At 73.0% G+C, this 23,208-nt stretch carries 20 protein-coding genes; 7 read left to right on the forward strand and 13 right to left on the reverse strand.

Annotation, left to right across the window (positions count from 1 at the left end):
• Positions 1 to 476: 476 nt before the first annotated feature.
• From ACFTXQ_RS04960 to ACFTXQ_RS04970, 3 genes are all read right to left on the reverse strand, one after another.
• On the reverse strand, positions 477 to 1,616 hold the full coding sequence (locus tag ACFTXQ_RS04960) for an NAD(P)/FAD-dependent oxidoreductase (protein WP_382635933.1): 1,140 nt from the start codon (positions 1,614 to 1,616) through the stop codon (positions 477 to 479).
• A 70-nt stretch (positions 1,617 to 1,686) separates the two neighbouring features.
• Complete coding sequence (locus tag ACFTXQ_RS04965) at positions 1,687 to 4,071, reverse strand: collagenase (RefSeq protein ID WP_382635935.1); 2,385 nt, start codon at positions 4,069 to 4,071, stop codon at positions 1,687 to 1,689.
• A 204-nt stretch (positions 4,072 to 4,275) separates the two neighbouring features.
• On the reverse strand, positions 4,276 to 5,190 hold the full coding sequence (locus ACFTXQ_RS04970) for a LysR family transcriptional regulator (RefSeq protein WP_382635937.1): 915 nt from the start codon (positions 5,188 to 5,190) through the stop codon (positions 4,276 to 4,278).
• Between the two features lie 116 nt (positions 5,191 to 5,306).
• On the opposite strand from ACFTXQ_RS04970, the gene ACFTXQ_RS04975 reads away from it, so the two are divergent.
• Positions 5,307 to 6,050: an SDR family NAD(P)-dependent oxidoreductase gene (locus ACFTXQ_RS04975; protein WP_382635939.1), complete on the forward strand. Its 744-nt coding sequence runs from the start codon at positions 5,307 to 5,309 to the stop codon at positions 6,048 to 6,050.
• A 54-nt stretch (positions 6,051 to 6,104) separates the two neighbouring features.
• Complete coding sequence (locus tag ACFTXQ_RS04980) at positions 6,105 to 6,311, forward strand: 4-oxalocrotonate tautomerase family protein (protein WP_382635941.1); 207 nt, start codon at positions 6,105 to 6,107, stop codon at positions 6,309 to 6,311.
• Between the two features lie 107 nt (positions 6,312 to 6,418).
• On the opposite strand, the gene ACFTXQ_RS04985 is transcribed toward ACFTXQ_RS04980, so the two are convergent.
• Both ACFTXQ_RS04985 and ACFTXQ_RS04990 read right to left on the reverse strand, forming a co-directional pair.
• Positions 6,419 to 6,835 carry a RidA family protein gene (locus ACFTXQ_RS04985; RefSeq protein ID WP_382635943.1) on the reverse strand — a complete coding sequence of 139 codons (417 nt, stop codon included), beginning with the start codon at positions 6,833 to 6,835 and terminating at the stop codon, positions 6,419 to 6,421.
• Positions 6,832 to 7,983, reverse strand: a complete 1,152-nt coding sequence (locus tag ACFTXQ_RS04990) for an acyl-CoA dehydrogenase family protein (RefSeq protein ID WP_382635945.1) — start codon at positions 7,981 to 7,983, stop codon at positions 6,832 to 6,834. Before ACFTXQ_RS04990 ends, ACFTXQ_RS04985 begins: the two co-directional genes overlap by 4 nt.
• A 128-nt stretch (positions 7,984 to 8,111) precedes the next feature.
• Between ACFTXQ_RS04990 and ACFTXQ_RS04995 the strand changes: the two genes are divergently transcribed.
• From ACFTXQ_RS04995 to ACFTXQ_RS05010, 4 genes are read left to right on the forward strand one after another with little or no spacing between them, the layout of a single operon-like run.
• Positions 8,112 to 9,734: an AMP-binding protein gene (locus tag ACFTXQ_RS04995; RefSeq protein WP_382635947.1), complete on the forward strand. Its 1,623-nt coding sequence runs from the start codon at positions 8,112 to 8,114 to the stop codon at positions 9,732 to 9,734.
• A gap of 4 nt (positions 9,735 to 9,738) precedes the next feature.
• Positions 9,739 to 10,539 (forward strand): PaaX family transcriptional regulator C-terminal domain-containing protein, encoded by an 801-nt coding sequence (locus ACFTXQ_RS05000; protein WP_382635949.1) that lies wholly within the window; start codon positions 9,739 to 9,741, stop codon positions 10,537 to 10,539.
• A 48-nt stretch (positions 10,540 to 10,587) separates the two neighbouring features.
• Positions 10,588 to 11,427 carry a GNAT family N-acetyltransferase gene (locus ACFTXQ_RS05005; protein WP_382635951.1) on the forward strand — a complete coding sequence of 280 codons (840 nt, stop codon included), beginning with the start codon at positions 10,588 to 10,590 and terminating at the stop codon, positions 11,425 to 11,427.
• Positions 11,424 to 11,873: a hypothetical protein gene (locus ACFTXQ_RS05010; RefSeq protein ID WP_382635952.1), complete on the forward strand. Its 450-nt coding sequence runs from the start codon at positions 11,424 to 11,426 to the stop codon at positions 11,871 to 11,873. The genes ACFTXQ_RS05005 and ACFTXQ_RS05010 overlap by 4 nt, the downstream gene beginning before the upstream one ends.
• On the opposite strand, the gene ACFTXQ_RS05015 is transcribed toward ACFTXQ_RS05010, so the two are convergent.
• On the reverse strand, positions 11,857 to 14,133 hold the full coding sequence (locus tag ACFTXQ_RS05015) for a bifunctional salicylyl-CoA 5-hydroxylase/oxidoreductase (RefSeq protein ID WP_382635954.1): 2,277 nt from the start codon (positions 14,131 to 14,133) through the stop codon (positions 11,857 to 11,859). The genes ACFTXQ_RS05010 and ACFTXQ_RS05015 overlap by 17 nt on opposite strands.
• Positions 14,134 to 14,137: 4 nt before the next feature.
• The gene (locus tag ACFTXQ_RS05020; RefSeq protein ID WP_382635956.1) at positions 14,138 to 14,965 is read right to left on the reverse strand and encodes an enoyl-CoA hydratase family protein; all 828 of its coding nucleotides are present in this window, start codon (positions 14,963 to 14,965) and stop codon (positions 14,138 to 14,140) included.
• Between the two features lie 224 nt (positions 14,966 to 15,189).
• Here ACFTXQ_RS05020 and ACFTXQ_RS05025 point away from each other — a divergent pair, with 224 nt between their 5' ends.
• A complete protein-coding gene (locus ACFTXQ_RS05025; RefSeq protein ID WP_382635957.1) occupies positions 15,190 to 15,609 on the forward strand; it encodes an ATP-binding protein in 420 nt (139 codons plus the stop codon).
• 24 nt (positions 15,610 to 15,633) lie between these two features.
• Here the strand turns inward: ACFTXQ_RS05025 and argF are convergent, their stop codons facing one another.
• The 6 genes from argF to ACFTXQ_RS05055 all read right to left on the reverse strand — a co-directional run bounded on the left by argF (position 15,634) and on the right by ACFTXQ_RS05055 (position 23,207).
• Positions 15,634 to 16,644, reverse strand: a complete 1,011-nt coding sequence (gene argF, locus ACFTXQ_RS05030; RefSeq protein WP_382635959.1) for an ornithine carbamoyltransferase — start codon at positions 16,642 to 16,644, stop codon at positions 15,634 to 15,636.
• Between the two features lie 139 nt (positions 16,645 to 16,783).
• A complete protein-coding gene (locus ACFTXQ_RS05035; RefSeq protein WP_382635961.1) occupies positions 16,784 to 18,013 on the reverse strand; it encodes an arginine deiminase in 1,230 nt (409 codons plus the stop codon).
• Between the two features lie 46 nt (positions 18,014 to 18,059).
• Complete coding sequence (locus tag ACFTXQ_RS05040) at positions 18,060 to 18,566, reverse strand: hypothetical protein (RefSeq protein WP_382635963.1); 507 nt, start codon at positions 18,564 to 18,566, stop codon at positions 18,060 to 18,062.
• A gap of 160 nt (positions 18,567 to 18,726) precedes the next feature.
• Positions 18,727 to 21,300 carry a polynucleotide kinase-phosphatase gene (locus ACFTXQ_RS05045; RefSeq protein ID WP_382635965.1) on the reverse strand — a complete coding sequence of 858 codons (2,574 nt, stop codon included), beginning with the start codon at positions 21,298 to 21,300 and terminating at the stop codon, positions 18,727 to 18,729.
• Positions 21,297 to 22,790: a 3' terminal RNA ribose 2'-O-methyltransferase Hen1 gene (locus ACFTXQ_RS05050; RefSeq protein WP_382635967.1), complete on the reverse strand. Its 1,494-nt coding sequence runs from the start codon at positions 22,788 to 22,790 to the stop codon at positions 21,297 to 21,299. The genes ACFTXQ_RS05045 and ACFTXQ_RS05050 overlap by 4 nt, the downstream gene beginning before the upstream one ends.
• Before the next feature lie 69 nt (positions 22,791 to 22,859).
• Positions 22,860 to 23,207 carry a hypothetical protein gene (locus ACFTXQ_RS05055; protein ID WP_382635968.1) on the reverse strand — a complete coding sequence of 116 codons (348 nt, stop codon included), beginning with the start codon at positions 23,205 to 23,207 and terminating at the stop codon, positions 22,860 to 22,862.
• Between the last annotated feature and the right edge of the window lies 1 nt (position 23,208).

Here is a 23,208-nt window from a genome sequence, read left to right on the forward strand (position 1 = left end):
GGGGGGGCGCGGCGTGCGCCCTATTTTTTCGTTTTTTCGCCCCGGCCGACACCCCACCCCGTCCCCGACCCCCGACCGGCACATCCAGTCCCGGCCGGCACATCCAGTCCCGGCCGGGCAAACTCCAGTACCGGCCGGCACACCCAGTCCCGGCCGGGCAAACTCCAGTACCGGCCGGCACATCCAGTCCCGGCCGGGCAAACTCCAGTACCGGCCGGCACATCCAGTCCCGGCCGGGCAAACTCCAGTACCGGCCGGGCAAAATCCAGCCGCGCCCGGCAAACTCCAGCCTCGCCGGCGTTTGAGGCGCGGGGTCTGGGGCGGAGCCCCGGATCCTTGAGCCGCACCTGGCCAGTTACGCCGGGCACACTCAGCCTCGCCGGCGTTTGAGGCGCGGGGGCCGGGGGGCGGAGCCCCCGGTTTCGGGAAGGGGCGGGGTGGGGGAAAGGCTCCGCGCAGCGGGAAGGCGGCCCCGGTCACGTGAAGCGGTCCGGGCGGAACGGGGCCAGGGGCACGGCGGGTTCGGCTTCGGTGAGGGCGGCTGCGATGAGCGTACCGGTGGCGGGGGCCAGGCCGATGCCGGCGCCCTCGTGGCCGCAGGCGTGGTAGAGGCCGGGGCGGCGGGGGTCCGGGCCGATGGCCGGGAGGTGGTCCGGGAGGTAGGGGCGGAAGCCGTGGTAGGTGCGCAGGACGCGGGCGTCCGCCAGGAACGGGAAGAGGGCTGCCGCCTGGGAGGCGAGGCGGCGCAGGGCTTCGGTGGAGAGGGAGCGGTCGAAGCCGACGCGTTCGCGGGTGGCGCCGATCAGGACCGGGCCCGAGGGAGTGCCCTCGACGACCGCCGAGGACTGCAGTGCCGCCGAGCCGCTGGCGACGTCCGCGATGTAGTCGGCGGCGTAGACCTTGTGGCGGACGACGCGCGGCAGCGGTTCCGTGACCAGGACGAAGCCCCGGCGTGGCAGGACCGGGAGGTCGACCCCGGCGAGGGAGGCGATGTGGCCGCCCCAGGTGCCCGCCGCGTTGACCACCGAGGGAGCGATGAGTTCGCGCCGGGGGGTGCGGACGCCCCGCACGGCACCCGCCTCGTCCAGGAGCACCTCCGTGACCTCCTCGCCGAGGTGCACCTCGGCGCCCGAGGCGGCCAGCAGCCGGGCCGCCGCCTGGGCGGGCTGGACCTGGGCGTCCTGGGGGTAGTGGAAGCCGCCGGCCAGGCCCGGGGCCAGGTGCGGCTCCAGCGCGCGGAGGTCGTCGGCCCCCGCCTCGGCCGCTTCGACACCGGCCTTGCGCTGGCCTTCCGCGAAGTTCCGCAGCGCGTCGAGCGAAGCCTCGTCCGGGGCGACGACGAGGCCGCCCTTGGGCTCGTACTCGATCTCCTGCGGGAGGAGGGCGGCGAGTTCGTGCCAGAGCCCGGCCGAGAGGAGGGCCAGGTCGAGTTCCGGGCCCGCGTCCTTGTCGGAGACGAGCAGGTTGCCTTCGCCGGCGCCGGTGGTGCCGCCCGCGACCGGGCCCCGGTCGACCACGGCCACGGAGAGTCCGGCGCGGGCCGCGTAATAGGCGCAGGCCGCTCCGACGACGCCGGCGCCGATGATCACGACGTCGGGAGACTGTGTCTTGAGCACGGCAGTAATATGTCACATTCTTTAGGGCCTGCCCAGACCGGTCCCGCAACCGGGACCGGTCCGGTGGGGATCAGCTGCGGAGCGGGCCCTCACAGCTGTAACTCGACGTCGCGGCGACCTTGTTGGACCAGATCTCCGGCGCGCCGAAGGAGCAGTTCATGTCGGCCAGGTTGTTCGAGGCCGCGCCGGCCCGGTCGAGGAGGAAGTAGTCGACCGTCTCGGACATGTCCTTGAAGTTCTGGTCCTCGCTGCGCCAGTTCTTCAGGTTCGCGGTGATCCGCCCCGTACAGGTGAAGCGCCGCTTGCCCGCGTCACCGTTCTCGACGCAGTCCGGCGTGTTGTACGTGGCGGTGGCGAAGGCCGACTTCACCGAGGCGAGCGCCGAGTCGCGCAGCCGCTCGTTGGGGGTGAAGGAGGTGTTCGGGACGAAGAGCTGGTCCACCTTGGCGATCTGCGCGTCCAGGAAGCGGTCGTAGTCCCGCTGGAGGTAGGTGTCCGCGCCCATCCGGTGGCGCCAGGCGTCGTAGGCGGCCACGTCGTTGTTGCGCAGGTGCGTGTACATCTCGCGCAGCAGGGAGGGCTTCTCGGTCCAGAGGAACTCGAAGAAGGTGCCCGCGTAGTTGTAGAAGCGGAAGCCGTCGCCGTCGTACGTGGCGTTCAGCAGCTGCTCGACCGACATCCGCGGGCCGCCGCCGGCGGTGTCGCTGATGACGCCCTTGACCAGGGACTTGCGGACGGCTATGCCGTTGTCGCGGGTGGCGCCGTCGAAGAACTCGGCGGTGCCCTCGTCCATGGCGGTCGTACGGTCGCCCTCGTACCAGGGGCCTTCGCCGAAGAAGCCGGGGACGGCGTAGCGGCCGTTGAGGTAGTGCGTGTACTCGTGGCGGAAGAGCTCCTCCAGCGTGAGGGAGGAGTCCTGGGGCACGCGCCGCTGGTAGGTGTAGAAGGTGGCGCCGTTCTCGATGTACATGCCGCCGTTGTTGGTGCCGTAGCCGTACAGCATCGTCTGGTAGGTGACGTAGTCGGCGCGGGAGGCGTACAGCACGATGTTCAGGGTGCTGTTGGGGTCGCCGGCGAGCGGCTGGTCGGTGCCGAGGACACGGTGGTACTGCGCCTTGACCTGCTTGCTCGCGTAGTAGAGCTGGTCGACGGTGGCCCGGTCGAGGGCCGTGCGGACCTTGATGCCGCCGTTGTCGTAGGTGTAGGTGTTCGGGAAGAGCATCTTCTCGATGTCCTCCTTGCACACGCCGTACGGCTTGCAGGCCTCGTAGGTGTTGAGCCAGGACACGATCTTGGCCCACTGCTCGCTGCCGTTGCCCCAGTCCGCCTTGACGGACCCGAGGAGGGAGCCGAGGTCGGGGACGATCTGGTCGCGCAGACCGTCGATCTGGCCGAAGCGCCCGTACTCGCCGAGTGCGTCGCGGGTCACCCAGGCGTTGGCGGTGCCCTTGAGGTGGGTGTAGCCGGCGAAGGCCTTGAACGCGGCGCGGTAGGAGGGGTCGGCCTTCACCGCGGCGTGGAAGGCGGAGTCCTGGTTGCCGGGGTAGACACCGAGGTAGTTGACGGTGAGCGCGGCGAGGGCCGCACCGCCCCAGGTCTGGTCCTTGTGGGTCTCGGGGTGCGACGCGTCCATGGTCGCCAGGACCTTCTTGACGAGGCCGAGCTGGTGCTGGCGCAGGCCCGGGCCGGCGGCGTAGAGGGCCTCGCGCAGGGTGCGGGCGTTGGAGGCGGTGACGTCGAAGCTGTGGGGGGCGTTGCCGAAGGCCTCGATGGCGCGGCGCATCGCGTCGACGGTCGCGGCGTCGGTGAGGTCGATCTCGTCGCGCGAGAAGTCGTGGTACACGGCGGCGTGCAGGTAGGTGAACATCTCCTCCAGGTGCGAGGAGTTGCGGCCGTCATGGGCGGCGGCCAGGCCGGATATCCGGCGGGACACCGCCTGGACGTGGGCGTCGGACATGACGGGGGCCAGGCGGGCGTCCCAGGTCCAGATGAGGCCGCGCAGGCAGCCGTCGGCCAGGACGGCCTGGTCGGCGAGGAAGTCGGCGAACTGCTCCGGGGACAGGCCGGTGATGCCGTCGAGCGTGCAGGGGACGGCGACGGCGAGGCTCCGCGCGGTGGGGGCGGCCTGGGCCGCGGAGCGGCTCTTCTCGGTGCTCGCGGCGGGCGGGGCGGCGGGCGTCACGGCGCCGGGGACCTGTCCGGTGACGGCCGCGCCGCCGGGGGCCAGGGCGGAGGCCGGCTTCGGCTCCTGGGGGTGGGCGAGACGGTCGACCTCGTCGAAGGGATTCGCGGCGGGCGCGCCGGAGAAGGCGCCGGGCGCCGTCGCGCCGGGTGCGACGGCGGCGGTGGTCCCCGGTTCCGCGGCCTGCGTGGCGGCCTGGCCGGCGGTGGCGAGGAGCGTCACGGCGACGGCGGAGGCGAGGAGGGACGAACGCACAGCTCTGTGCTTGAGCACCGAGGACTCCTGTTTGGAGAGGGTGGGGTGGGGGGTGGTGCGCGAACGGCCCCGGGACGGGTGAACCGCCCCGGGTCACACGGCGTTTGACGGGGATTAACGTGCCGCGGTGTGAGCTGTAACATAGTAATGTGAAATTGCACTGGCAAGACCTGTGCACCCATCAGTTCGTCATCCCGGCCGCCCGACTGCTGCGCCGGCCCTTCAACGCACGTGCCGGACCGGGCGCTTGAGCCGTGAGACGAGCTCCTCGACGAAGGCGTCGAGGTGGGGCGGGCGGGGGCCCGGGCGGGTGGCGCAGTACCAGGTGCGGGTCAGCGGGCGCGCGCCGATGCGGACCAGGGCGAGGCCGTGCGAGCTGACGTACGGGGCGGCCACCCAGTTGGGCAGCACCGTCACGCCCTGGCCGCCCGCCACCATCTCGACCACCAGGTCCGTCACCACCGGCATGGTCGTGATCCGGGCGGGGCGGGCGCCGGTGGGGAGGGGCAGCGGCATCGACGGGATGCGCTTTTGGTCGTAGAAGTCGTACAGGACCAGGTCGGCGCCATCGAAGTCACGGGCGGTGAGGTGCTCGCGGGAGGCCCACGGGTGCCCTTCGGGCACCACGGCCACCATCTCGTCGTCGAACAGCGTGGTCAGGGACACCCGGTCCATCTGCAGGTCCGGCTTGGTGATCAGCGCGACGTCGATCCGGTCGGCGAGGAGCGCCGGGATCGGTGCGTCGTCCGGGACCGTCTCGATCCGCACCTCGATGTCGGGTTCGCGCGCCCGGAAGGCGCGCAGCACGGGCGGCAGCCAGGGGAAGGTGGTGCTGCACTGCGCGGCGAAGCGGACCCGCCGGTCGCGGCCGTCGCGGATGTCCCGCAGGTCGCGGGAGGCCGACTCCAGTTCGCCGAGGATCTGGCGGGCGGCGACCAGCAGTCGGCGGCCTGCGGCGTTCGGGATCAACCGGCGGCCCTTGCGGTCGAAGAGGCGCATGCCGAGCCGGGCCTCCAGGCGGGTCAGCCGCTGGCTGAGGGCGGGCTGGCTGACGTAGAGCCGCTCGGCGGCGGCGGTCAGGGAGCCTGCCTCGGCGGTCGCCTCCAGGAGCTCCAGGTCACGCAGATCCACATCCATAACCGGGGATTATCACATGCTCCAAACTACGTCGTGGTCTTATGAGTTGGCGGCTCGTACGTTTTCGGTGTCAGCAGGACGAACCGTCCGGCCCAGCCACGAAAGGCACACGCACCATGACCGACACCGGCACCACCACCGCGCTCGTCACCGGCTCCTCCAGCGGCATCGGCCTCGACATCGCCCGCGCCTTCCTGGCGAGCGGCGCGAACGTCGTCCTGGGCGGCCGGGACGCCGACCGCCTGGCCAAGGCCGCGGCCGGCCTGGGCCACCCGGAGCGGACCGCCTGGGTGGCGGGCACCATCGCCGATCCGCGGACCGGCGAGGCCCTCGTCCGTACCGCGCTCGACCGCTTCGGTCGCATCGACGTCCTGGTCAACAACGCGGGCACGTTCGCCTCCAGGCCGTTCACCGAGGTCACCGCGGAGGAGCTCGACGGCTACCTGACGGGCAACCTGAAGGGCACCTACCTCACCACCCAGGCCTTCGTACGGGCGCTGCGCGCGCAGGGCGGCGGCGGCAGCATCGTCAACATCGGCACGGTCCTGGTGGACCACGCGATCGCGGGCTTCCCGGCCTCCGCGCCCGTGGTCAGCAAGGCGGGGGTGCACGCGCTGACGAGGAGCCTGGCCGCCGAGCTCGCGGCGGAGGGCATCCGCGTGAACCTCGTCGCGCCCGGAGTCGTGCGCACGCCGCTGCACGCGGACTCCGACGTGGACGCCTTCGGCGGGCTCCACCTGCTGAACCGGGTCGGCGAGGTCTCGGAGATCTCCGAGGCGGTGCTGTACCTGGCGGGCGCCGGGTTCGTCACCGGGCACGCCCTGCGGGTGGACGGCGGCCACGTGATCGGTCGCTCCTGACCGCCCGGCCCCCTCCGAAGATCCCCGACCACCCCGTTCCGGAAGGACATCCGCATGCCGTACGTCAACGTCAGGATCACCCGTGAAGGCGCCACCGCCGCGCAGAAGGCCGAGATCATCGCGGGGGTCACCGACCTCCTGGTGAAGGTCCTCGACAAGGACCCGGCGACCACCTTCGTCCTCATCGACGAGGTCGCCCTGGAGAACTGGGGCGTGGGCGGCGTCCCCACGCCGGAGTACCGCCGCCGCACGCGCGGCTAGCCACCCGGGGAGCCGGCAGCTCCGGGGCGGCCGGCCTGCGGCCCGGCGACGCGAAGGGCGAGCACGGCCCCGCCGGTCCGACCGGCGGGGCCGTCCCGGGGAGCGGGCTACGGGAGGGCCGCCACCCCGTCCAGTTCGATCAGGGCGCGGTCGTCCCAGAGGCGGACGACGCCGATGACGGCCATCGCCGGGTAGTCGCGGCCCGCCAAGCGGCGCCAGATGCGGCCCAGTTCGGCGGCGTGTGCCCGGTAGTCCGCCACATCCACCGCGTACACCGTCACCCGCGCCAGATCCGCCGGCGTCCCGCCCGACGCCGCCAGGGCCGTCAGGAGGTTGGTCAGGGCCACTTCGAACTGTTCCGGCAGGGTGGCCCCGACGACCTTGCCCGCGCCGTCCAGCGCGGTCTGGCCCGCCAGGAACACCAGCCGGGTGCCCGTCGCCGCCACCGCGTGGGAGAAGCCCGTGGGCGGGGAGAGTTCCGCCGGGTTGATGCGGTCCAGCCGGCCCGATCCGTCCGGGCTCATCGGGTCGCCGCCTTCGCCCGCAGGGACCCGTACAGCTCCTTCGCGATGATGCCGCGCTGCACCTCGCTCGCCCCCTCGTAGATCCTGGGCGCCCGCACCTCCCGGTAGAGGTGCTCCAGCAGGTGGCCCCGCCTCAGGGCCACGGCGCCGTGCAGCTGGACCGCGTGGTCCACCACGTACTGGGCCGTCTCCGTGGCCAGCAGTTTCGCCATGGCCGCCCGGCGCGGGACCTCCGGGGAGGCGGGGTCGCGGTCGTAGGCGCCGGCCGCCGCGTAGACCAGCAGGCGGGCCGCCTCCGTGCGGGTGGCCATCTCCGCGACCCGGTGCGCCACCGCCTGGAGGTCGCTCAGGGTCCCGCCGAAGGCGGCCCGGCCGGCGGTGTGGGCGAGCGTGGCGTCGAGCGCGGCCCGGGCCATGCCCACCGCGAACGCGCCGACGCTCGGCCGGAAGAGGTTGAGCGTCCGCATCGCCACGCGGAAGCCCTGGCCCGGCTCGCCGAGGAGGTCCTCGCGGGTGACCGGGACCCCGTCGAAGGTGAGGGAGCCGATGGGGTGCGGGGACAGCATGTCGAGCGGTTCGCCGCCGAGTCCGGGGCGGTCCGCCGGGACCAGGAAGGCGGATACCCCCTTCGCGCCCGGGCCTTCACCCGTTCGGGCGAACACGGTGTAGAAATCCGCCTCCGGGGCGTTGGAGATCCAGCACTTCTCCCCGCTGAGCCGCCACCCGCCGCGCCCCCCGGATTCCGGTACGGCCGCCAGTGCCAGCGCCCCCGCGTCCGAGCCCGCCCCGGGCTCGCTCAGCGCGAAGCCCGCCACCGCCCGCCCGGCGCGCACCGCCGGCAGCCAGCGCTCCCGCTGCGCGGCGCTGCCCGCCCGCAGGACGGGGTGGGCGCCGAGCCCCTGGAGGGCGAGGGCCGTCTCGGCCTCCGTACAGCCGTAGGCGAGGGATTCGCGCAGCAGGCACAGGTCCAGCGCGCCCGACGCGAACACCCGCTCCAGCAGGCCGAGCTCGCCCAGCTCCGCCAGCAGGGGCCGGTTGACGCGCCCCGGCTCCCCCTTCTCGGCCAGCGGCCTCAGCCGCCCGGCCGCCAGTGCGCGCAACTGCCCGCACCAGTCCTCCTGGTCCACCCCGAGCGCGAATCCGGTCATCCGAATGTCCCCGCATCTATCGCGTCCTGTTGACTGCCGTCACCATCACGATACGCTCGTGGGGCAACAGGCACGGCACGGCCGGCTCCACCCCACACCCCGGACCGTTGCAAGGGGGCGAACCCGCCTTGGAACTCAAGCCATCCGCTCACGCCGACACCTTCGCCCGCGACCACCTGCCGCCCGCCGACAGCTGGCCGGAACTCCTCTTCGAGCTGCCCGAACTGGCCTATCCGGACCGCCTGAACTGCGGGGCCGAGCTCCTGGACGCCACCATCGACCGGTTCGGGCCCGACCGCCCGGCCTTCCGCAACGGCGCCGGCGAGACGTGGACGTACGGCGGGCTGCGCAGGCGCGTGGACCGCCTGGCCCACGTGCTCACTGTCGATCTCGGCGTGGTCCCCGGCAACCGGGTGCTCCTGCGCGGACCGACCGGCCCCTGGCTCGCCGCCTGCTGGCTCGCGGTGATGAAGGCGGGAGCGGTGGCGGTGACCGTCCTGCCCCAGCAGCGGGCGCAGGAGCTGGCCACGGTCTGCGCGATGGCCCGGGTGAGCCATGCCGTCTGCCACACCGGGGTGCTGGACGACCTGGTCAAGGCCGAGGTGCCGGGGCTGCGCATCACCCCGTACGGGGGCGAGGACCCGGACGATCTGCTGCGGCTGGCCGAGCGGCACGACGGGGTGCCGTTCCCGGCGGTGGAGACCTCCGCGGACGACGTCGCCCTGATCGCCTTCACCTCCGGCACCACCGGGCGCCCCAAGGGCTGCATGCACTTCCACCGCGACCTCCTCTCGGTGGCCGACACCTTCTCCCGTACGGTCCTGCGGCCCCGCCCGGACGACGTCTTCGCCGGCAGCCCGCCGCTCGGGTTCACCTTCGGCCTGGGCGGGCTGGTCGTGTTCCCGCTGCGGGCGGGCGCGTCCGCGCTGCTGCTGGAGGAGGCCGCCCCGCGGCACCTGCTGCCGGCCCTCGCCCGGCACCGGGTGACGGTGCTGTTCACGGCGCCGACCGCCTACCGGGCGATGCTGGACGCGCTGGGCCCGTACGAGGTGGGCGTGTACGACCTCTCCGCGCTGCGCCGCTGCGTCTCGGCCGGGGAGAACCTGCCCGCCGCGACCTGGCGGGCCTGGTACGAGCGCACCGGCCTGCGGATCATCAACGGCATCGGCGCCACGGAGCTGCTGCACATCTTCATCTCCGCCGCCGACGAGGACATCCGGCCCGGTACGACCGGACGGGTGGTCCCGGGCTGGCAGGCCCGGGTCGTGGACGGCTCCGGCCGGCCGGTCGCCGACAACGAGCCGGGGCTGCTGGCGGTGCGCGGCCCGGTGGGCTGCCGCTACCTGGCCGATCCGCGGCAGGGCGAGTACGTGCGGGACGGCTGGAACCTGACCGGCGACACCTACGTGCGCGATCCGGAGGGCTACTTCCGCTACGTCGCCCGCGCCGACGACATGATCATCTCGGCGGGCTACAACATCGCGGGCCCGGAGGTGGAGGAGGCCCTGATGCGCCACCCGGACGTGGTGGAGGCCGCGGTGGTGGGCCGCCCGGACGAGCGACGCGGGCAGATCGTGGTCGCGTACACCGTCACACGTGAGGGTGTGGTGCTCACGGACGAGGAGCTGCGCACCTTCATGCGCGGCGAGCTGGCCCCGCACAAGTGCCCGCGCTCCTTCGTCTTCGTGCCCGCGCTCCCCCGGACCGCGACGGGCAAGCTGCAACGCTTCCGGCTGCGCGATCTAGAGTGAACCCGTGGTCGAGCAGCACACCCCGCGATCCCTGATCGTCACGTTCTACGGAGCCTACGGGCGGGCCTTCGAGGGCCCGGTCCCGGTCTCCGCGCTGATCCGCCTGCTGGGCGCGGCCGGCGTGGACGCCCCGTCGGTCCGCTCGTCGGTGTCCCGGCTGAAGCGGCGCGGCTTCCTGCTGCCCGCGCGCGCGGCGGACGGCTCGGCGGCGTACGAGGTCTCCGAGGAGGCGCGGCAGCTGCTGGACGACGGCGACCGGCGGATCTACGGCGGCCCGCCGCCCTCCGACGCGTGGCTGGTGGCGGTGTTCTCCGTCCCGGAGCAGGAGCGGCACAAGCGGCACCTGCTGCGCTCCCGGCTGGCCCGGCTCGGCTTCGGGGCCGTGGCGCCGGGCGTGTGGATCGCCCCGGCCGGGCTGGCGCAGGAGACGGAGCACACGCTGGAGCGACTGCACCTGACCCCGTACGTGGAGTTGTTCCGGGGTGCCCACCTCGGCTTCGCGCCGACCGCGGAGGCCGTGGCCCGCTGGTGGGACCTGACCGCCCTGGCCAAGCAGCACGAGGAGTTCCTCGATCTGCACGAACCGGCCCTGCGCGCCCTCCAGTCGGGCCCGGAGCCGAGCCCGGAGCAGGCGTACCGCGGCTATCTGCTCGCCCTGGACAGCTGGCGCCGCCTCCCCTACGCCGACCCGGGCCTGCCGCACGAGCTGCTCCCGGCGGACTGGCCGGGCGACCGCGCGGCCGCCGTCTTCGCCGAGCTCCACGCCCGGCTGCGGGATCTCGGCGGGCGGTTCGCGCAGCCCTGACCCGGAAAAGCGGTCGCATGCGGATCCGGTGGCGCGCCAGGATGGGCCATGACTTGGACCTTCACCTCTGACCTCGCCGCCTATCTGGCCGCGGCCGCTCCGGCCGTGCGCGCGCAGCCCGTCCCCAACACCCTCCTGCTGACCGTCGCCGACAGGCTGGAGCGGCAGGGGATCCACGCCTACGGAGAGGACGACCCCCTCTTCGGCTGGTGGACCGGGGCGGACGGCTCCGTGTCCGCAGGCCTGCTCTGCACCCCGCCGTTCCCGCTGCAGCTCGGCGCGCTGCCCGAGGAGGCGGTCCGGGCGCTCGGGGACGCGCTCGCCACCGAGCCGCTGCTCGCGGGCCTCGACGGGATCAACGCCCGCCGCCCGGACGCGGAGGCGCTGGCGCGGGCCTGGGGCCGCCCCACGCGGGTCACCGAGGAGAACCGGCTGTACCGGCTGGCCGGGCTGGTCGCCCCGGATCCCGCCCCGCCGGGGCGGGCGCGGCCCGCCACCGAGGCCGATCTACCGCTGCTGCTGGAGTGGATCGAGGCCTTCCACGTGGAGGTCCGGATCCCGGGCGGCGCCTCCGAGACGGCCCTGCGCGACCGGCTCTCGTACGGCGGCATCCTGCTCTGGGAGCACGGGGGCGCCCCCGTCTCGCTGGCCTCCTTCACCCGCCCGATCGGTTCGGCCGCCCGCGTCGGCCCGGTCTACACCCCGCCCGCGCTCCGCGGCCGCGGCTACGCCGCCGGCGTGACCCACGCGGCGAGCGAAGCGGCGTACGCGGCCGGCGCCTCGGAGGTCCTCCTCTTCACGGACCTGGCCAACCCCACCAGCAACGGCATCTACCTGCGCCTGGGCTACACCCCGGTCGAGGACCGCGCCGAGATCGCCGTCCTGTGAGCGCGGAGGACGAGCCCGACGAGCCCCTCGAACCGGCCTGGATGCTCGTGGCGAACGTGGTCGAGTGGCGCCGCTGCGGGGAGGGCGGTCAGGGGCAGCGCCCGGGCACGAAGACGTTCAAGGGCGGCGCCAAGGTGTACGTCCACGATGTGGTCGACGGGGACTACTGCATGGTCGTCGGCCGGCCCCGCAACGCGCGGCGCCATGTCAGCGCGTACGTCCACGCCCGCCATCTGCACACGTTCCGCACGAAGTTCGTCCGCAGCCCGGCGGTGCTGCGCGCTGCCGAATGGTCCAGGTTCTGCGGCGAGAGCGCCGAGGCGGACGCGGCGCAGTCGGCGCTCTTCATGGAGCGGCACGCGCGGGACCTGCGCAGCGCGCGCTGGCTCGACTGGCACCATCCCGAGCCGTGCCTGTGCCACGAGTGCCTCAACCCCGACCGGTAGGCGGCTTGCGGCTGCCCGCGCGGTACGGGGCGGGCCAGGGCGCGGCGGGGCCCTCGTAGGACTGGTCGGCGGCCGCGTGCAGGGTCCAGTGCGGGTCGTAGAGGTGCGGGCGGCCGACGGCGCAGAGGTCCGCTCGGCCGGCCAGGAGCAGGGAGTTGACGTCGTCCCAGGAGGAGAGGGCGCCGACGGCGATGACGGGGACGCCGAGCGCGTTGCGGATCCGGTCGGCGTAGGGCGTCTGGTACGAGCGCCCGTACTCCGGGGCCTCGTCCGCGACGACCTGGCCGGTCGAGACGTCGATGGCGTCCGCGCCGTGGGCGGCGAACGCGGCCGCGATCTCCACCGCCTCCTCGGGCGAGGTGCCGCCCGGCGCCCAGTCGGTGGCCGAGAGCCGGACCGTCATCGGGCGGTCCGCGGGCCAGACGGCGCGCACCGCGTCGAAGACCTCCAGCGGGAAGCGCAGCCGGTTCTCCAGGGGGCCGCCGTAGGCGTCGGTGCGCCGGTTCGTCAGCGGGGAGAGGAACCCGGAGAGCAGGTAGCCGTGGGCGCAGTGCAGTTCCAGCAGGTCGAACCCGCAGTCGGCGGCGCGGACGGCGGCCGCCGCGAACTCGGAGCGGAGCGCCGGCAGGTCGGCCTCGGCGAGGGCGCGCGGGACCGCCGAGACGCCGGGCCGGTAGGGCAGCGCGGAGGCGGCCACCAGCGGCCAGTTGCCGTGCGGCAGGGGTTCGTCCATCCCCTCCCACATCACGCGGGTGGAGCCCTTGCGCCCCGAGTGCCCGAGCTGGACGCCGAGCGCGGTGCCGGGCGCGGAGGTGTGGACGAAGTCGGTGATCCGCCGCCAGGCCGCCGCCTGCTCCTGGGTGTAGAGCCCGGTGCAGCGGGGGGTGATCCGGCCCTCGGCGCTGACGCAGACCATCTCCGTCATCACCAGCGCCGCCCCGCCGAGCGCGCGGGCGCCCAGGTGCACGAGGTGGAAGTCCCCGGGGACGCCCTCCTCGGCCGCGTACATGTCCATCGGTGAGACGACGACCCGGTTGCGCAGGGTCAGCCCCCGCAGGGTGAAGGGGGTGAACATGGGCGGGGTACGCGTCCCGGGCGGCGAGCCGGGCGGGTCCTCCTCCGGGCAGCCGAAGTCCCGTTCCACCGCGCGCGTGAACCGCTCGTCGCGCAGCCGCAGGTTGTCGTGCGTGACCCGGCGGCTGCGCGTGAGCAGGTTGAAGGCGAACTGCCGGGCGGGCTGTGCCACGTATCCGGCGATCTCCTCGAACCAGTGCATGCTGGCGGCGGCCGCCCGCTGGGTGCTGGCGACGGCGGGGCGCCGTGCCGCCTCGTACGCCGCGAGGGCCGCCGGTACGTCCGCCTCCGCGGCCACCGCTCCGGCGAGTGCGAGGGCGTCCTCCACGGCGAGTTTGGTGCCGGACCCGATGGAGAAGTGGGCGGTGTGCGCGGCGTCGCCGAGCAGGACCACGTTGCCGTGGGACCAGCGGGCGTTGACGACGGTGCGGAAGTCCGTCCACGCGGAGCGGTTCCCGCGCAGCGGCCGGCCCCGCAGGGCCTCGCCGAAGATCTTGGCACAGCGGGCCGCCGACTCGGTCTCGTCGCACAGGTCGAAGCCCGCCGCCCGCCACACCTCCTCCCGCATCTCCACGATCACCGTGGAGGAGTCGGCCGAGTAGGGGTAGGCGTGCAGCTGCATCACCCCGTGCTCGGTTTCCGCGATCTCGAAGCGGAAGGACTCGAAGGCGAAGTCGGCGGCGAGCCAGATGTAGCGGCAGCGCCCGCTCGTGACGGTCGGCCGGAAGTGGGCGGCCCCGGCCTCCCGGGTGGCGCTGTGCACCCCGTCCGCCGCGACCACCAGGTCGTACGAGGCGCGCAGGGTTTCGGCGGCCACCGGCCCGGTGCGGAAGTGGAGCCGGACGCCCAGGCCGGCGCAGCGTTCGTGGAGGATCTCCAGCAGGCGGCGCCGTCCGAGTGCGGCGAATCCGTGGCCGCCGGAGGTCAGCATCCGGCCGCGGTGGACGATGTCCACGTCGTCCCAGCGCACGAACTCCGCGCTCAAGGCGGCGTAGACGACGGTGTCGGCCTGTTCGATGCCGCCGAGGGTCTCGTCGGAGAGGACCACGCCGAAGCCGAAGGTCTCGTCCGGTGCGCCGCGTTCCCGGACCTCGACGGCGTGGCCCTGGCGGGCCAGCAGCGCGGCGGCGTACAGCCCGCCCGGTCCCCCGCCGACGACCGCGACCCGCAGGGCGTGCGCGGACATCCGGTCACCTGCCCTTCCACTGGGGCGGCCGCTTCCCGGTGAAGGCCGCGTGGAACTCCGCGTAGTCCTGGCCGTTCATCAGCAGGGCCTGGGTGGCCGCGTCCAGTTCGACGGACGCGGCCAGCGGCATGTCGAGCTGTGCGGTGAGCAGCGCCTTGGTCTGGGCGTAGGCGAGGGCGGGGCCGGAGGCCAGGTGCGCGGCGAGTTCGGCGGCCCGTACGTGGGCCTTGCCCTCCTCGGTGAGCTCGCTGAGCAGGCCGATCCGCTCGGCCTCGGGTGCGCGTACGGGCTCGCCGAGCATCAGCAGGCGGGTGGCGTGGCCGAGGCCGACGACGCGGGGCAGCAGGTAGGCGGCTCCCATGTCGCCGCCGGAGAGGCCGACGCGGGTGAAGAGGAAGGCGAAGCGGGCGCTGGGGTCGGCGATGCGGAAGTCGGCGGCGAGCGCGAGGACGGCTCCGGCCCCGGCTGCCACCCCGTGCACGGCGGCGATCACCGGGAAGGGGCATTCGCGGATGGCGCGGACGACCTGGCCGGTCATCCGGTTGAAGTCGAGAAGTTGGGCGGTGTCCATGGCGAGGGTGGCGCCGATGATCTCGTCCACGTCGCCGCCGGAGCAGAAGCCGCGCCCCTCGCCGCCGAGCACGAGGGCGCGTACGGAGCGCTCGCGGGACAGCTCGGCCAGCAGATCGCGCAGGTCGGCGTAGGCACCGAAGGTGAGCGCGTTCAGCTTGTCGGGGCGGTCGAAGGTGACGGTGGCCACGCCGTCCTGCCGGGTCACCCGGAGGTGGTGCCACCGTTCGGTCGCTGTTGTGGAACCGGTGAAGGGGCTCACACGCACGACGGTATCACTGGAACGTGACCGCCGTCACAGAAGCGCGACATCCGGGTGGGGGCGGCCGCCACACGCACCGAAGGTCCTGAGCCCCGGGCGACCGTGGTCCTCCGCGGTTGCGCCGGGGTGCTCTACGGGGGCGGATTTCGGCTTCGTATGGTTGAAACCAGGAGCTCTCCCGCTTCCTCCCCCTGCCCCGCCTCCCGGAAGGGACGCCACCGCTCATGCCCGACGCCTCCGCCTGGCGGATCGTCCTGCCCCACACGACGGCCGCCGTACCCCTCGCCCGCGCCCTGGTCCGTACCGCGCTGGCCGACACCGACGCGCCCACCGACAGTGACACGGCGGAGCTGCTGACCGCCGAGCTGGTCGCCAACGCCGTGGAGCACACCGGCTCCGGGATGCCGATCGAGCTGGTCGTGGAGCTGCCGGCGAGCGGCTTCCGGGTGGAGGTGCACGACGGCGACCCGCAACCGCCCGGCGATCTCACCGCCCGCGCGGACGGGGCCCATCCGGATCCCTGGCAGGAGCACGGCCGCGGCCTGCTGCTGCTCCGCGCCCTGAGCTCCGCCTGCGGGCACCGCCCGACCGCGCGCGGCAAGGCGGTGTGGTTCACCCTGCCGGCGCGGCCCGCCGCGGTCTGACCGGCGGCGCGAGAGGCGGTATGACTATGCGCCGGGCTTCGCGAGCGTGGCGACGAGCACGGCCTTGATGGTGTGCAGCCGGTTCTCCGCCTCGTCGAAGACGATCGAGTGCGCCGACTCGAACACCTCGTCCGTCACCTCCAGCGACTCCAGCCCGTGCTGCTCGTGGATCTCCCGGGCCACCTTGGTGCCGAGGTCGTGGAAGGCCGGCAGGCAGTGCATGAACTTCACGTCCGGGTTGCCGGTGGCACGCAGTACGTCCATGGTCACGGCGTACGGGGACAGGGCCGCGATCCGCTCGTCCCAGACCTCCTTGGGCTCGCCCATGGACACCCAGATGTCGGTGATGACGAAGTCGGCCTGGGCCACGCCCTCGTCGATCTGCTCGGTGAGGGTGATCCGGGCCCCGCTGCGCGCGGCGAGCTCGCGCGCCGCCGCGACCACGGACTCGGCCGGCCAGTAGGCCCGCGGCGCGACGATCCGTACGTCCATGCCCAGCAGCGCGCCGGTCACGAGGTAGGAGTTACCCATGTTGAAGCGGGCGTCGCCGAGGTAGGCGAAGGAGATCCGCTCCAGCGGCTTGGCGCAGTGCTCGGTCATGGTGAGGACGTCCGCGAGCATCTGGGTGGGGTGCCAGTCGTCGGTGAGGCCGTTAAAGACGGGCACGCCGGCGAAGGCCGCGAGCTCCTCGACGGTGTCCTGGCTGTCACCCCGGTACTCGATCGCGTCGAACATCCGGCCGAGCACCCGGGCGGTGTCCTTGACCGACTCCTTGTGGCCCATCTGGGAGCCGGAGGGGTCGAGGTAGGTGGTGCGGGCCCCCTGGTCCGCGGCGGCGACCTCGAAGGCGCAGCGGGTGCGCGTCGAGGTCTTCTCGAAGATCAGCGCGATGTTCCGGCCCTGGAGCAGGGGCTGCTCGGTGCCGGCCTTCTTGAACGCCTTGAGCTCGGCGGCGAGCTCGATCAGGCCGCGGAACTCGTCGGCGGTGAAGTCGAGCTCCTTGAGGAAATTGCGGCCTGCGAGGTCGAGGGCCATGGGATCGCTCCAGCGTCACGGTGACAGGGGATGATGGAAGTCTATACGATCCATTGCATTGATATACGGAAAAGTGATCACGGCCTCATGCGACCGCCACCGCCCCCGCCGCGCCCGTTCCCCTCACCCGGCCGGCGGCCTAGGCCACCGCGTCGCGCTCGACCGGGCAGCTCATGCAGCGCGGCCCGCCGCGGCCGCGTCCCAGCTCGCTGCCCGGGATCTCGATGACCTCGATGCCCTCCTTCCGCAGGTGCGTGTTGGTGGTCACGTTCCGCTCGTAGGCGACCACCACCCCCGGCTCGACGGCCAGCACGTTGCAGCCGTCGTCCCACTGCTCGCGCTCCGCCGAGTGCACGTCCTGCGTCGCGGTCAGCACCCGGATCGAGTCCAGCCCGAGCGCCGCCGCGATGGCCCGGTGCATGTGCTCCGGCGGGTGGTCGGTCACCTTCAGCTCGCTCGCCCCGGCGCCCGGCTCGATCGTGTAGGAGCGGAGCATGCCGAGCCCCGCGTACTGAGTGAACGTATCTCCGTCCACCATCGTCATCACCGTGTCCAGGTGCATGAAGGCCCGCCGCTTCGGCATGTCCAGCGCCACGATGCTCGTCGCCGACCCGGCCGCGAACAGGCCCCGCGCCAGCATCTCCACCGCCTGCGGGGTGGTCCGCTCGCTCATCCCGATGAGCACCGCGCCGTTGCCGATGACGAGCACGTCGCCGCCCTCGATCGTCGACGGGTAGTCCGCCTGGCCCTGCGACCAGTAGTGGAAGGCCCCGGAGGACGTGAACAGCGGATGGTGCCGGTAGATCGCCTCGAAGTGGACGGTCTCGCGCTGCCGGGCCGGCCAGCGCATCGCGTTGATGGACACCCCGTCGTAGATCCAGGCGGAGGTGTCCCGGGTGAACAGGTGGTTGGGCAGCGGCCCCAGCAGGAAGTCGTCCAGTTCCATCGCGTGGAAGCGCACCGACACCGGTTCCGTGTGCCGCTCCAGGAACTCGCGCTTGGTCATCCCGCCGACCAGCGCCTCGGCCAGCGCCTCCGAGCCCAGCCCGTCGAAGGCCGCCCGCAGGTGGTCGGTGGCGAGCGGCCCGTACGCCTTCTCGTCGAACACCCGGTCCAGTACGAGGTGTCTCGCCTCCGGGATGTCGAGGGCCTCGCGCAGCAGGTCGCCGAAGAGGTGCACCGCCACGCCCCGGTCGCGCAGCACGTCCGCGAAGCCGTCGTGCTCCTGGCGGGCCCGGCGCACCCACAGCACGTCGTCGAAGAGGAGCGCGTCCTTGTTGCTCGGTGTGAGCCGCTTCAGCTCCAGGTCGGGCCGGTGGAGGATGACGCGGCGAAGCCGCCCGGTCTCGGAATCGACATGGAATCCCATGCCGTACACGTTCGCAGACCGGGCGGCCTTTTGACCTGGTGTCTGCTCAGCGGGGCAGGGCGAGGCCGAGGACGGCCGCCGGCGCCCCGGTCAGCTCCGGTGCGATCAGACCCAGCTCGGGCGCCTTCACGTTCGGCACCCCGGAGTTGGAGGCGTCCGGCATCGTCAGCAGGCCGCCGGCGACCAGGCCGGGGGTCCGGGCCAGCAGGTCGGTGGCCGGAGCCTCCAGCGAGCCCTCGCCGTCCGTCTCCGGCTCGCCGAGCAGGTTCGGCACCGGGGTGGTGACGAGGGTCCTGCCGAGCTCGGAGCCGACCGGCAGCACCGGGAGCAGTGGGGTGGGGAGCATCTCCCCCTTGTGGAAACGGGGCGCCTCGGGCGCCCCGACGATCGGCACCGGCACCCCGGTGGCCAGGTGCGGCGTGTCCACGCCCAGCGCGGTCTCCACGGCGTCCAGCGGGACACCCACCGGCACCGAGTCGGCCACGGCCGGGGTGGCCGCGCCGGCCGCGGCCATACAGGTCATGAGCGCCGCAATGCTTCCGCGCGCGGTCATCTTCATAGGTGACGTTCCGTCCTTCCAGGGTCGCGGACATTCCGCTGCCCTGGATGAACGATCCCGCCGGTGGGTTTCCCGGAGTTCTCGCCGAAAGTTCCCCCATACGACCTAATTAGCGGCCGTACGGAGGATCTCGCTTTACCCGGCGGCCGGCGGCTCAGAGCCGGGGGTCGACCGGCTCCGACTCCAGGGCCAGCACCGCGAAGACGGCCTCGTGGACCCGCCACAGCGGCTCCCCCGCCGCCAGCCGGTCCAGCGCCTCCAGCCCGAGCGCGTACTCGCGCAGGGCGAGGGAGCGCTTGTGCCCGAGGTGCCGCTCGCGCAGCTTCTCCATGTGGTCGGGGCGGGTGTACTCCGGGCCGTAGATGATCCGCAGGTACTCGCGTCCGCGCACCTTGACCCCCGGCTGGACCAGGCGGCCGTTGCCGTCCCGGGCGTAGGCCTGGAGCGGCTTGACGACCATGCCCTCGCCGCCGGCGGCCGTCAGCTCCAGCCACCAGTCGGTGCCCGCCCGTACGGAGTCCTCGTCCGCGGTGTCCACCAGGATCCGGCCGGTCCGGCGCAGCAGCCCGGTGCCCGCCGCCTCGTCGGCCGCGACGAGCCGGTCCAGCCAGAACAGCTGCTCGTCGTGGGGTACGGCCGCCAGCGACCGCCCGGCCGCCGCCAGCAGCTGGAACGGCGCGAACCGTACGCCGTCCAGCCCGTCGGTGGTCCAGCAGTAGCGCCGGTAGGCCTCGGTGAAGGCCGCCGCGTCGGCGGCCCGGCCGCGCTGGCGCTCCAGCAGGTCGCCGGTGTCGACGCCCCGGCCGGCGGCCGCCTCCAGGGCGGCGATGGCGCCCGGGAAGACGGCGCGGGAGGCCGCGCCGACGGCCGCGTACTGGCTGCGCAGCAGGCCGCCCGACTTCAGGGACCAGGGCAGGAGTTCGCCGTCGATCAGCAGCCAGTCGGTGGCCAGCTCGTCCCAGAGGCCGGTGTCGGCGACCGCCGCGCGGAGCCGGGCCAGGACCTCCTCGGTGACCTCGGGATCCTTGAAGAACGGCCGCCCGGTGCGGGTGTAGACCGAGCCGGTCGGGCCGTCGACGCCGAAGCGCTCGCGGGCCGCGTCGGCGTCCTTGCAGACCAGGACCGTGGCGCGGGAGCCCATGTGCTTCTCCTCGCACACGACCTGGGCGATGCCGTCCTTGCGGTACTGCGCGAAGGCCTCGGCCGCGTGCTCCAGGAAGTACCCATCAGCGGCTCCGCCGCGGGCATCCTCCCGCGAGGTCGCGGTCGGCGCCATGGTCGGCGGCAGGTACGGGACCAGCCGCGGGTCCACGGCGAAGCGGCTCATGACCTCCAGCGCGGCGGCCGCGTTCTCCTCGCGCACGTTGACGTTGCCCAGGTGGCGGGTCTCCACGATCCGGCGCCCGTGGACGTCGGCCAGGTCCAGCGGGCGTCCGTCGTGTCCGCCCGGCGCCTCCGCGGCCAGCGGCTTGACCGGCTCGTACCAGACCTTCTCGGCCGGTACGTCGACCAGTTCGCGCTCGGGCCAGCGCAGGGCGGTCATCTTCCCGCCGAAGACCGCGCCGGTGTCGAGGCAGATGGTGTTGTTGATCCAGGCCGTGTTCGGGACGGGGGTGTGGCCGTAGACCACGACCGCCTTGCCGCGGTAGTCCTCGGCCCACGGGTAGCGCACGGGCAGGCCGAACTCGTCGGTCTCGCCGGTGGTGTCCCCGTAGAGGGCGTGCGAGCGCACCCGGCCGGAGGTGCGGCCGTGGTACTTCTCGGGCAGGCCGGCGTGGCAGACCACCAGCTTGCCGCCGTCCAGCACGTAGTGGCTGACGAGGCCGCGGATGAACTCCCGCACCTCCTCGACGAACTCCGCCGGCTCCTTCTCCAGCTGCTCGATGGTCTCGGCGAGGCCGTGGGTCCGCTGGACCTTGGAGCCCTTCAGGTAACGGCCGAGCTTGTTCTCGTGGTTCCCGGGCACGCACAGGGCGTTGCCGGACTTCACCATGCCCATGACGCGGCGCAGCACTCCGGGACTGTCGGGACCGCGGTCGACGAGGTCGCCGACGAAGACGGCGGTGCGTCCCTCGGGGTGGACCCCGTCCTCGTAACCGAGCTTGGCGAGCAGGGTCTCCAGCTCGGAGGAGCAGCCGTGGATGTCACCGACGATGTCGAAGGGGCCGGTGAGGTGGGTGAGGTCGTTGAAGCGCTTCTCCAGGACGACCTCGGCGTTCTCCGCCTCCTCGACGGAGCGCAGCACGTGCACCTTGCGGAAGCCCTCGCGTTCCAGGCCGCGCAGCGAGCGCCGCAGGTCGCGGCGGTGGCGCTGGATGACCGCGCGCGGCAGGCCGGCGCGGTCGGGGCGGGCCGCGTTGCGTTCGGCGCAGACCTGCTCGGGCATGTCGAGGACGACGGCGATGGGCAGGACGTCGTGCTCGCGGGCGAGCTGCACCAGCTGCCGGCGGGCGTCCGCCTGGACGCTGGTGGCGTCGACGACGGTGAGCCGGCCGGCGGCGAGCCGCTTGCCGGCGATGTAGTGCAGGACGTCGAAGGCGTCCCTGCTGGCGCTCTGGTCGTTCTCGTCGTCGCTGACCAGGCCGCGGCAGTAGTCGGAGGAGATGACCTCGGTGGCCTTGAAGTGCTTGCGGGCGAAAGTGGACTTGCCCGATCCGGTGGCCCCGATCAGGACGACGAGGGACAGGTCGGTGACGGGAAGTACGCGGTGGCCGTCGGTGGCGGTCATGCTGCCTCACCCTCCTTCGGGGTGTCGGTGGTGCCGGTGGTGTCGGTGGTGTCGGTCTGGGTGAAGACGGCCATCTGGGTCGGCGGGCCGACCTCGGGGTCGTCGTCGCCGACGGCCACGAACGCGACCTCGTACCCGTGGCGGGCGGCGACGGCCGCGGCCCAGGCGCGGAACTCCTCGCGGGTCCACTCGAAGCGGTGGTCGCCGTGCCGGGCGTGCCCGGCGGGCAGGCTCTCCCAGCGGACGTTGTACTCGACGTTCGGGGTGGTGACGAGGACCGTGCGGGGGCGGGCCGAGCCGAACACCGCGTACTCCAGCGCGGGCAGCCGCTCCGGGTCCAGGTGCTCGACGACCTCGCTGAGCACCGCCGCGTCGTAGCCGGCGAGCCGCTTGTCGGTGTAGGAGAGCGAGCCCTGGAGCAGCCGGACGCGCGCGCTCTGGCGCTCCCCCAGCCGCTCCAGCCGCAGCCGCCTGGCCGCGAGGTTCAGGGCCCGCACGGACACGTCCATGCCGACGATCTCGGTGTACGCGGGGTCCTTGAGCAGCGCCTGCACCAGCTGGCCCTGTCCGCAGCCCAGGTCGAGGACGCGGGCGGCTCCGGCGGTGCGCAGCGCGGCGAGGATCGCGTCGCGCCGCTGCACGGCGAGCGGCACGGGCCGCTCCTCCGTGTCGCGGTTCTCGTCGACGGCGTTGTCGAGCTCCTCGACCTCGCTGCCGTCGGCCTCGGCGAGGCGGACCAGCTCCAGGCGCTCCAGGGCGTTCTGGGTCAGCCGCTTGTGGCGGGCCAGGTAGCGGGAGCTGATCAGGCCGTTCTCCGGGTGGGCGGCGAGCCATCCCTCTCCGGCGCGCAGCAGCTTGTCGACCTCGTCGGGGGCGATCCAGTAGTGCTTGGCGTCGTCGAGGACGGGCAGCAGGACGTACAGCTGGCGCAGGGCGTCGGCGAGCGGCAGCCCGCCCTCCAGGACGAGCCGTACGTAACGGGAGTCCCCCCACTCGGGGAACTGCGGGTCGAGCGGTACGGGTTCGGCCCGTACGAGGTCCCAGCCCAGCGGGTCGAACAGCCGGTGCACCAGCTCCGCCCCGCCGCGCGCGGGCAGTACGGGGATCTCGACGCGCAGCGGCCGTGCCTGCTCCGGCAGTACCGGGCGGGCGGCGCACTGACCCTTGAGCGCGCTGCGGAAGACCCCGCTGAGCGCGACGGCGAGCAGCGAGGAGGCGGCGTACGGGCGGTCGTTGACGTACTGCGCGAGCGCGGCGTCGGGCGCCCCGCCCCGGCCCTTGCCCTGCCCGCGCCGCACGAGCGCGACGGGGTCCACCTCCAGGAGCAGCGCGGCCGTGCAGCGCTCGGCCGTGGCCTCGGGGTAGAACACGTGGGCCGTGCCGTAGGACGTGGAGAACGCCTGCGCCCTGCCGGGATGCTTGTGCAGCAGGTAGCCCAGGTCGGTGGCGGGACGGTCGGGGGAGCCGGTGGTGGAGATCGTCAGGAACACACGGCCGATTGTTGCTGGTCACACCACTCCGACGCCTCCGGTTTTCCGTGCGGCTGTTGTGGTCACCCCCTAGGCTTGTGGGATCTCGGCGAGCCCCGCTTCATTGACGTCTTCCAGAAAGACCCCTCCGTAGCGGTCGAACACATCGACTGCTGAGAGCTCACCCGCTGCGGGGTCGATACGCGCGACGCGAATGTACCCGTCGGACTCGTGGTAGCGGTCGCTCACCCCGCCCAGAACCTTCCGGCAGAAGGCAGCGGGAAGCTCGTAGTCGAGTTTCTGCTCCTCACCCCTGCGCAGCCATTCCGGTGCGCCCCGCAACAACTCGTACTCGACACGCCATTCGACGTCCGGCGCGGCCAGCTCTATGGCCTCCAGGTTGTCGCGGCACGCGGAATACAACTGCCAGACCTTCATG

This window comes from Streptomyces sp. NPDC057010, assembly GCF_042673805.1.
Classification (GTDB): Bacteria; Actinomycetota; Actinomycetes; order Streptomycetales; family Streptomycetaceae; genus Streptomyces.

Coding starts and splice junctions, on each gene's coding strand:
- ACFTXQ_RS04970 (WP_382635937.1), bottom strand. CDS start 5,190: ATGGATGTGGATCTGCGTGACCTGGAGCTCCTGGAGGCGACCGCCGAG.
- ACFTXQ_RS04975 (WP_382635939.1), top strand. CDS start 5,307: ATGACCGACACCGGCACCACCACCGCGCTCGTCACCGGCTCCTCCAGC.
- ACFTXQ_RS04980 (WP_382635941.1), top strand. CDS start 6,105: ATGCCGTACGTCAACGTCAGGATCACCCGTGAAGGCGCCACCGCCGCG.
- ACFTXQ_RS04985 (WP_382635943.1), bottom strand. CDS start 6,835: ATGAGCCCGGACGGATCGGGCCGGCTGGACCGCATCAACCCGGCGGAA.
- ACFTXQ_RS04990 (WP_382635945.1), bottom strand. CDS start 7,983: ATGACCGGATTCGCGCTCGGGGTGGACCAGGAGGACTGGTGCGGGCAG.
- ACFTXQ_RS05005 (WP_382635951.1), top strand. CDS start 10,588: ATGACTTGGACCTTCACCTCTGACCTCGCCGCCTATCTGGCCGCGGCC.
- ACFTXQ_RS05015 (WP_382635954.1), bottom strand. CDS start 14,133: ATGTCCGCGCACGCCCTGCGGGTCGCGGTCGTCGGCGGGGGACCGGGC.
- ACFTXQ_RS05025 (WP_382635957.1), top strand. CDS start 15,190: ATGCCCGACGCCTCCGCCTGGCGGATCGTCCTGCCCCACACGACGGCC.
- argF (WP_382635959.1), bottom strand. CDS start 16,644: ATGGCCCTCGACCTCGCAGGCCGCAATTTCCTCAAGGAGCTCGACTTC.
- ACFTXQ_RS05035 (WP_382635961.1), bottom strand. CDS start 18,013: ATGGGATTCCATGTCGATTCCGAGACCGGGCGGCTTCGCCGCGTCATC.
- ACFTXQ_RS05040 (WP_382635963.1), bottom strand. CDS start 18,566: ATGACCGCGCGCGGAAGCATTGCGGCGCTCATGACCTGTATGGCCGCG.
- ACFTXQ_RS05045 (WP_382635965.1), bottom strand. CDS start 21,300: ATGACCGCCACCGACGGCCACCGCGTACTTCCCGTCACCGACCTGTCC.
- ACFTXQ_RS05055 (WP_382635968.1), bottom strand. CDS start 23,207: ATGAAGGTCTGGCAGTTGTATTCCGCGTGCCGCGACAACCTGGAGGCC.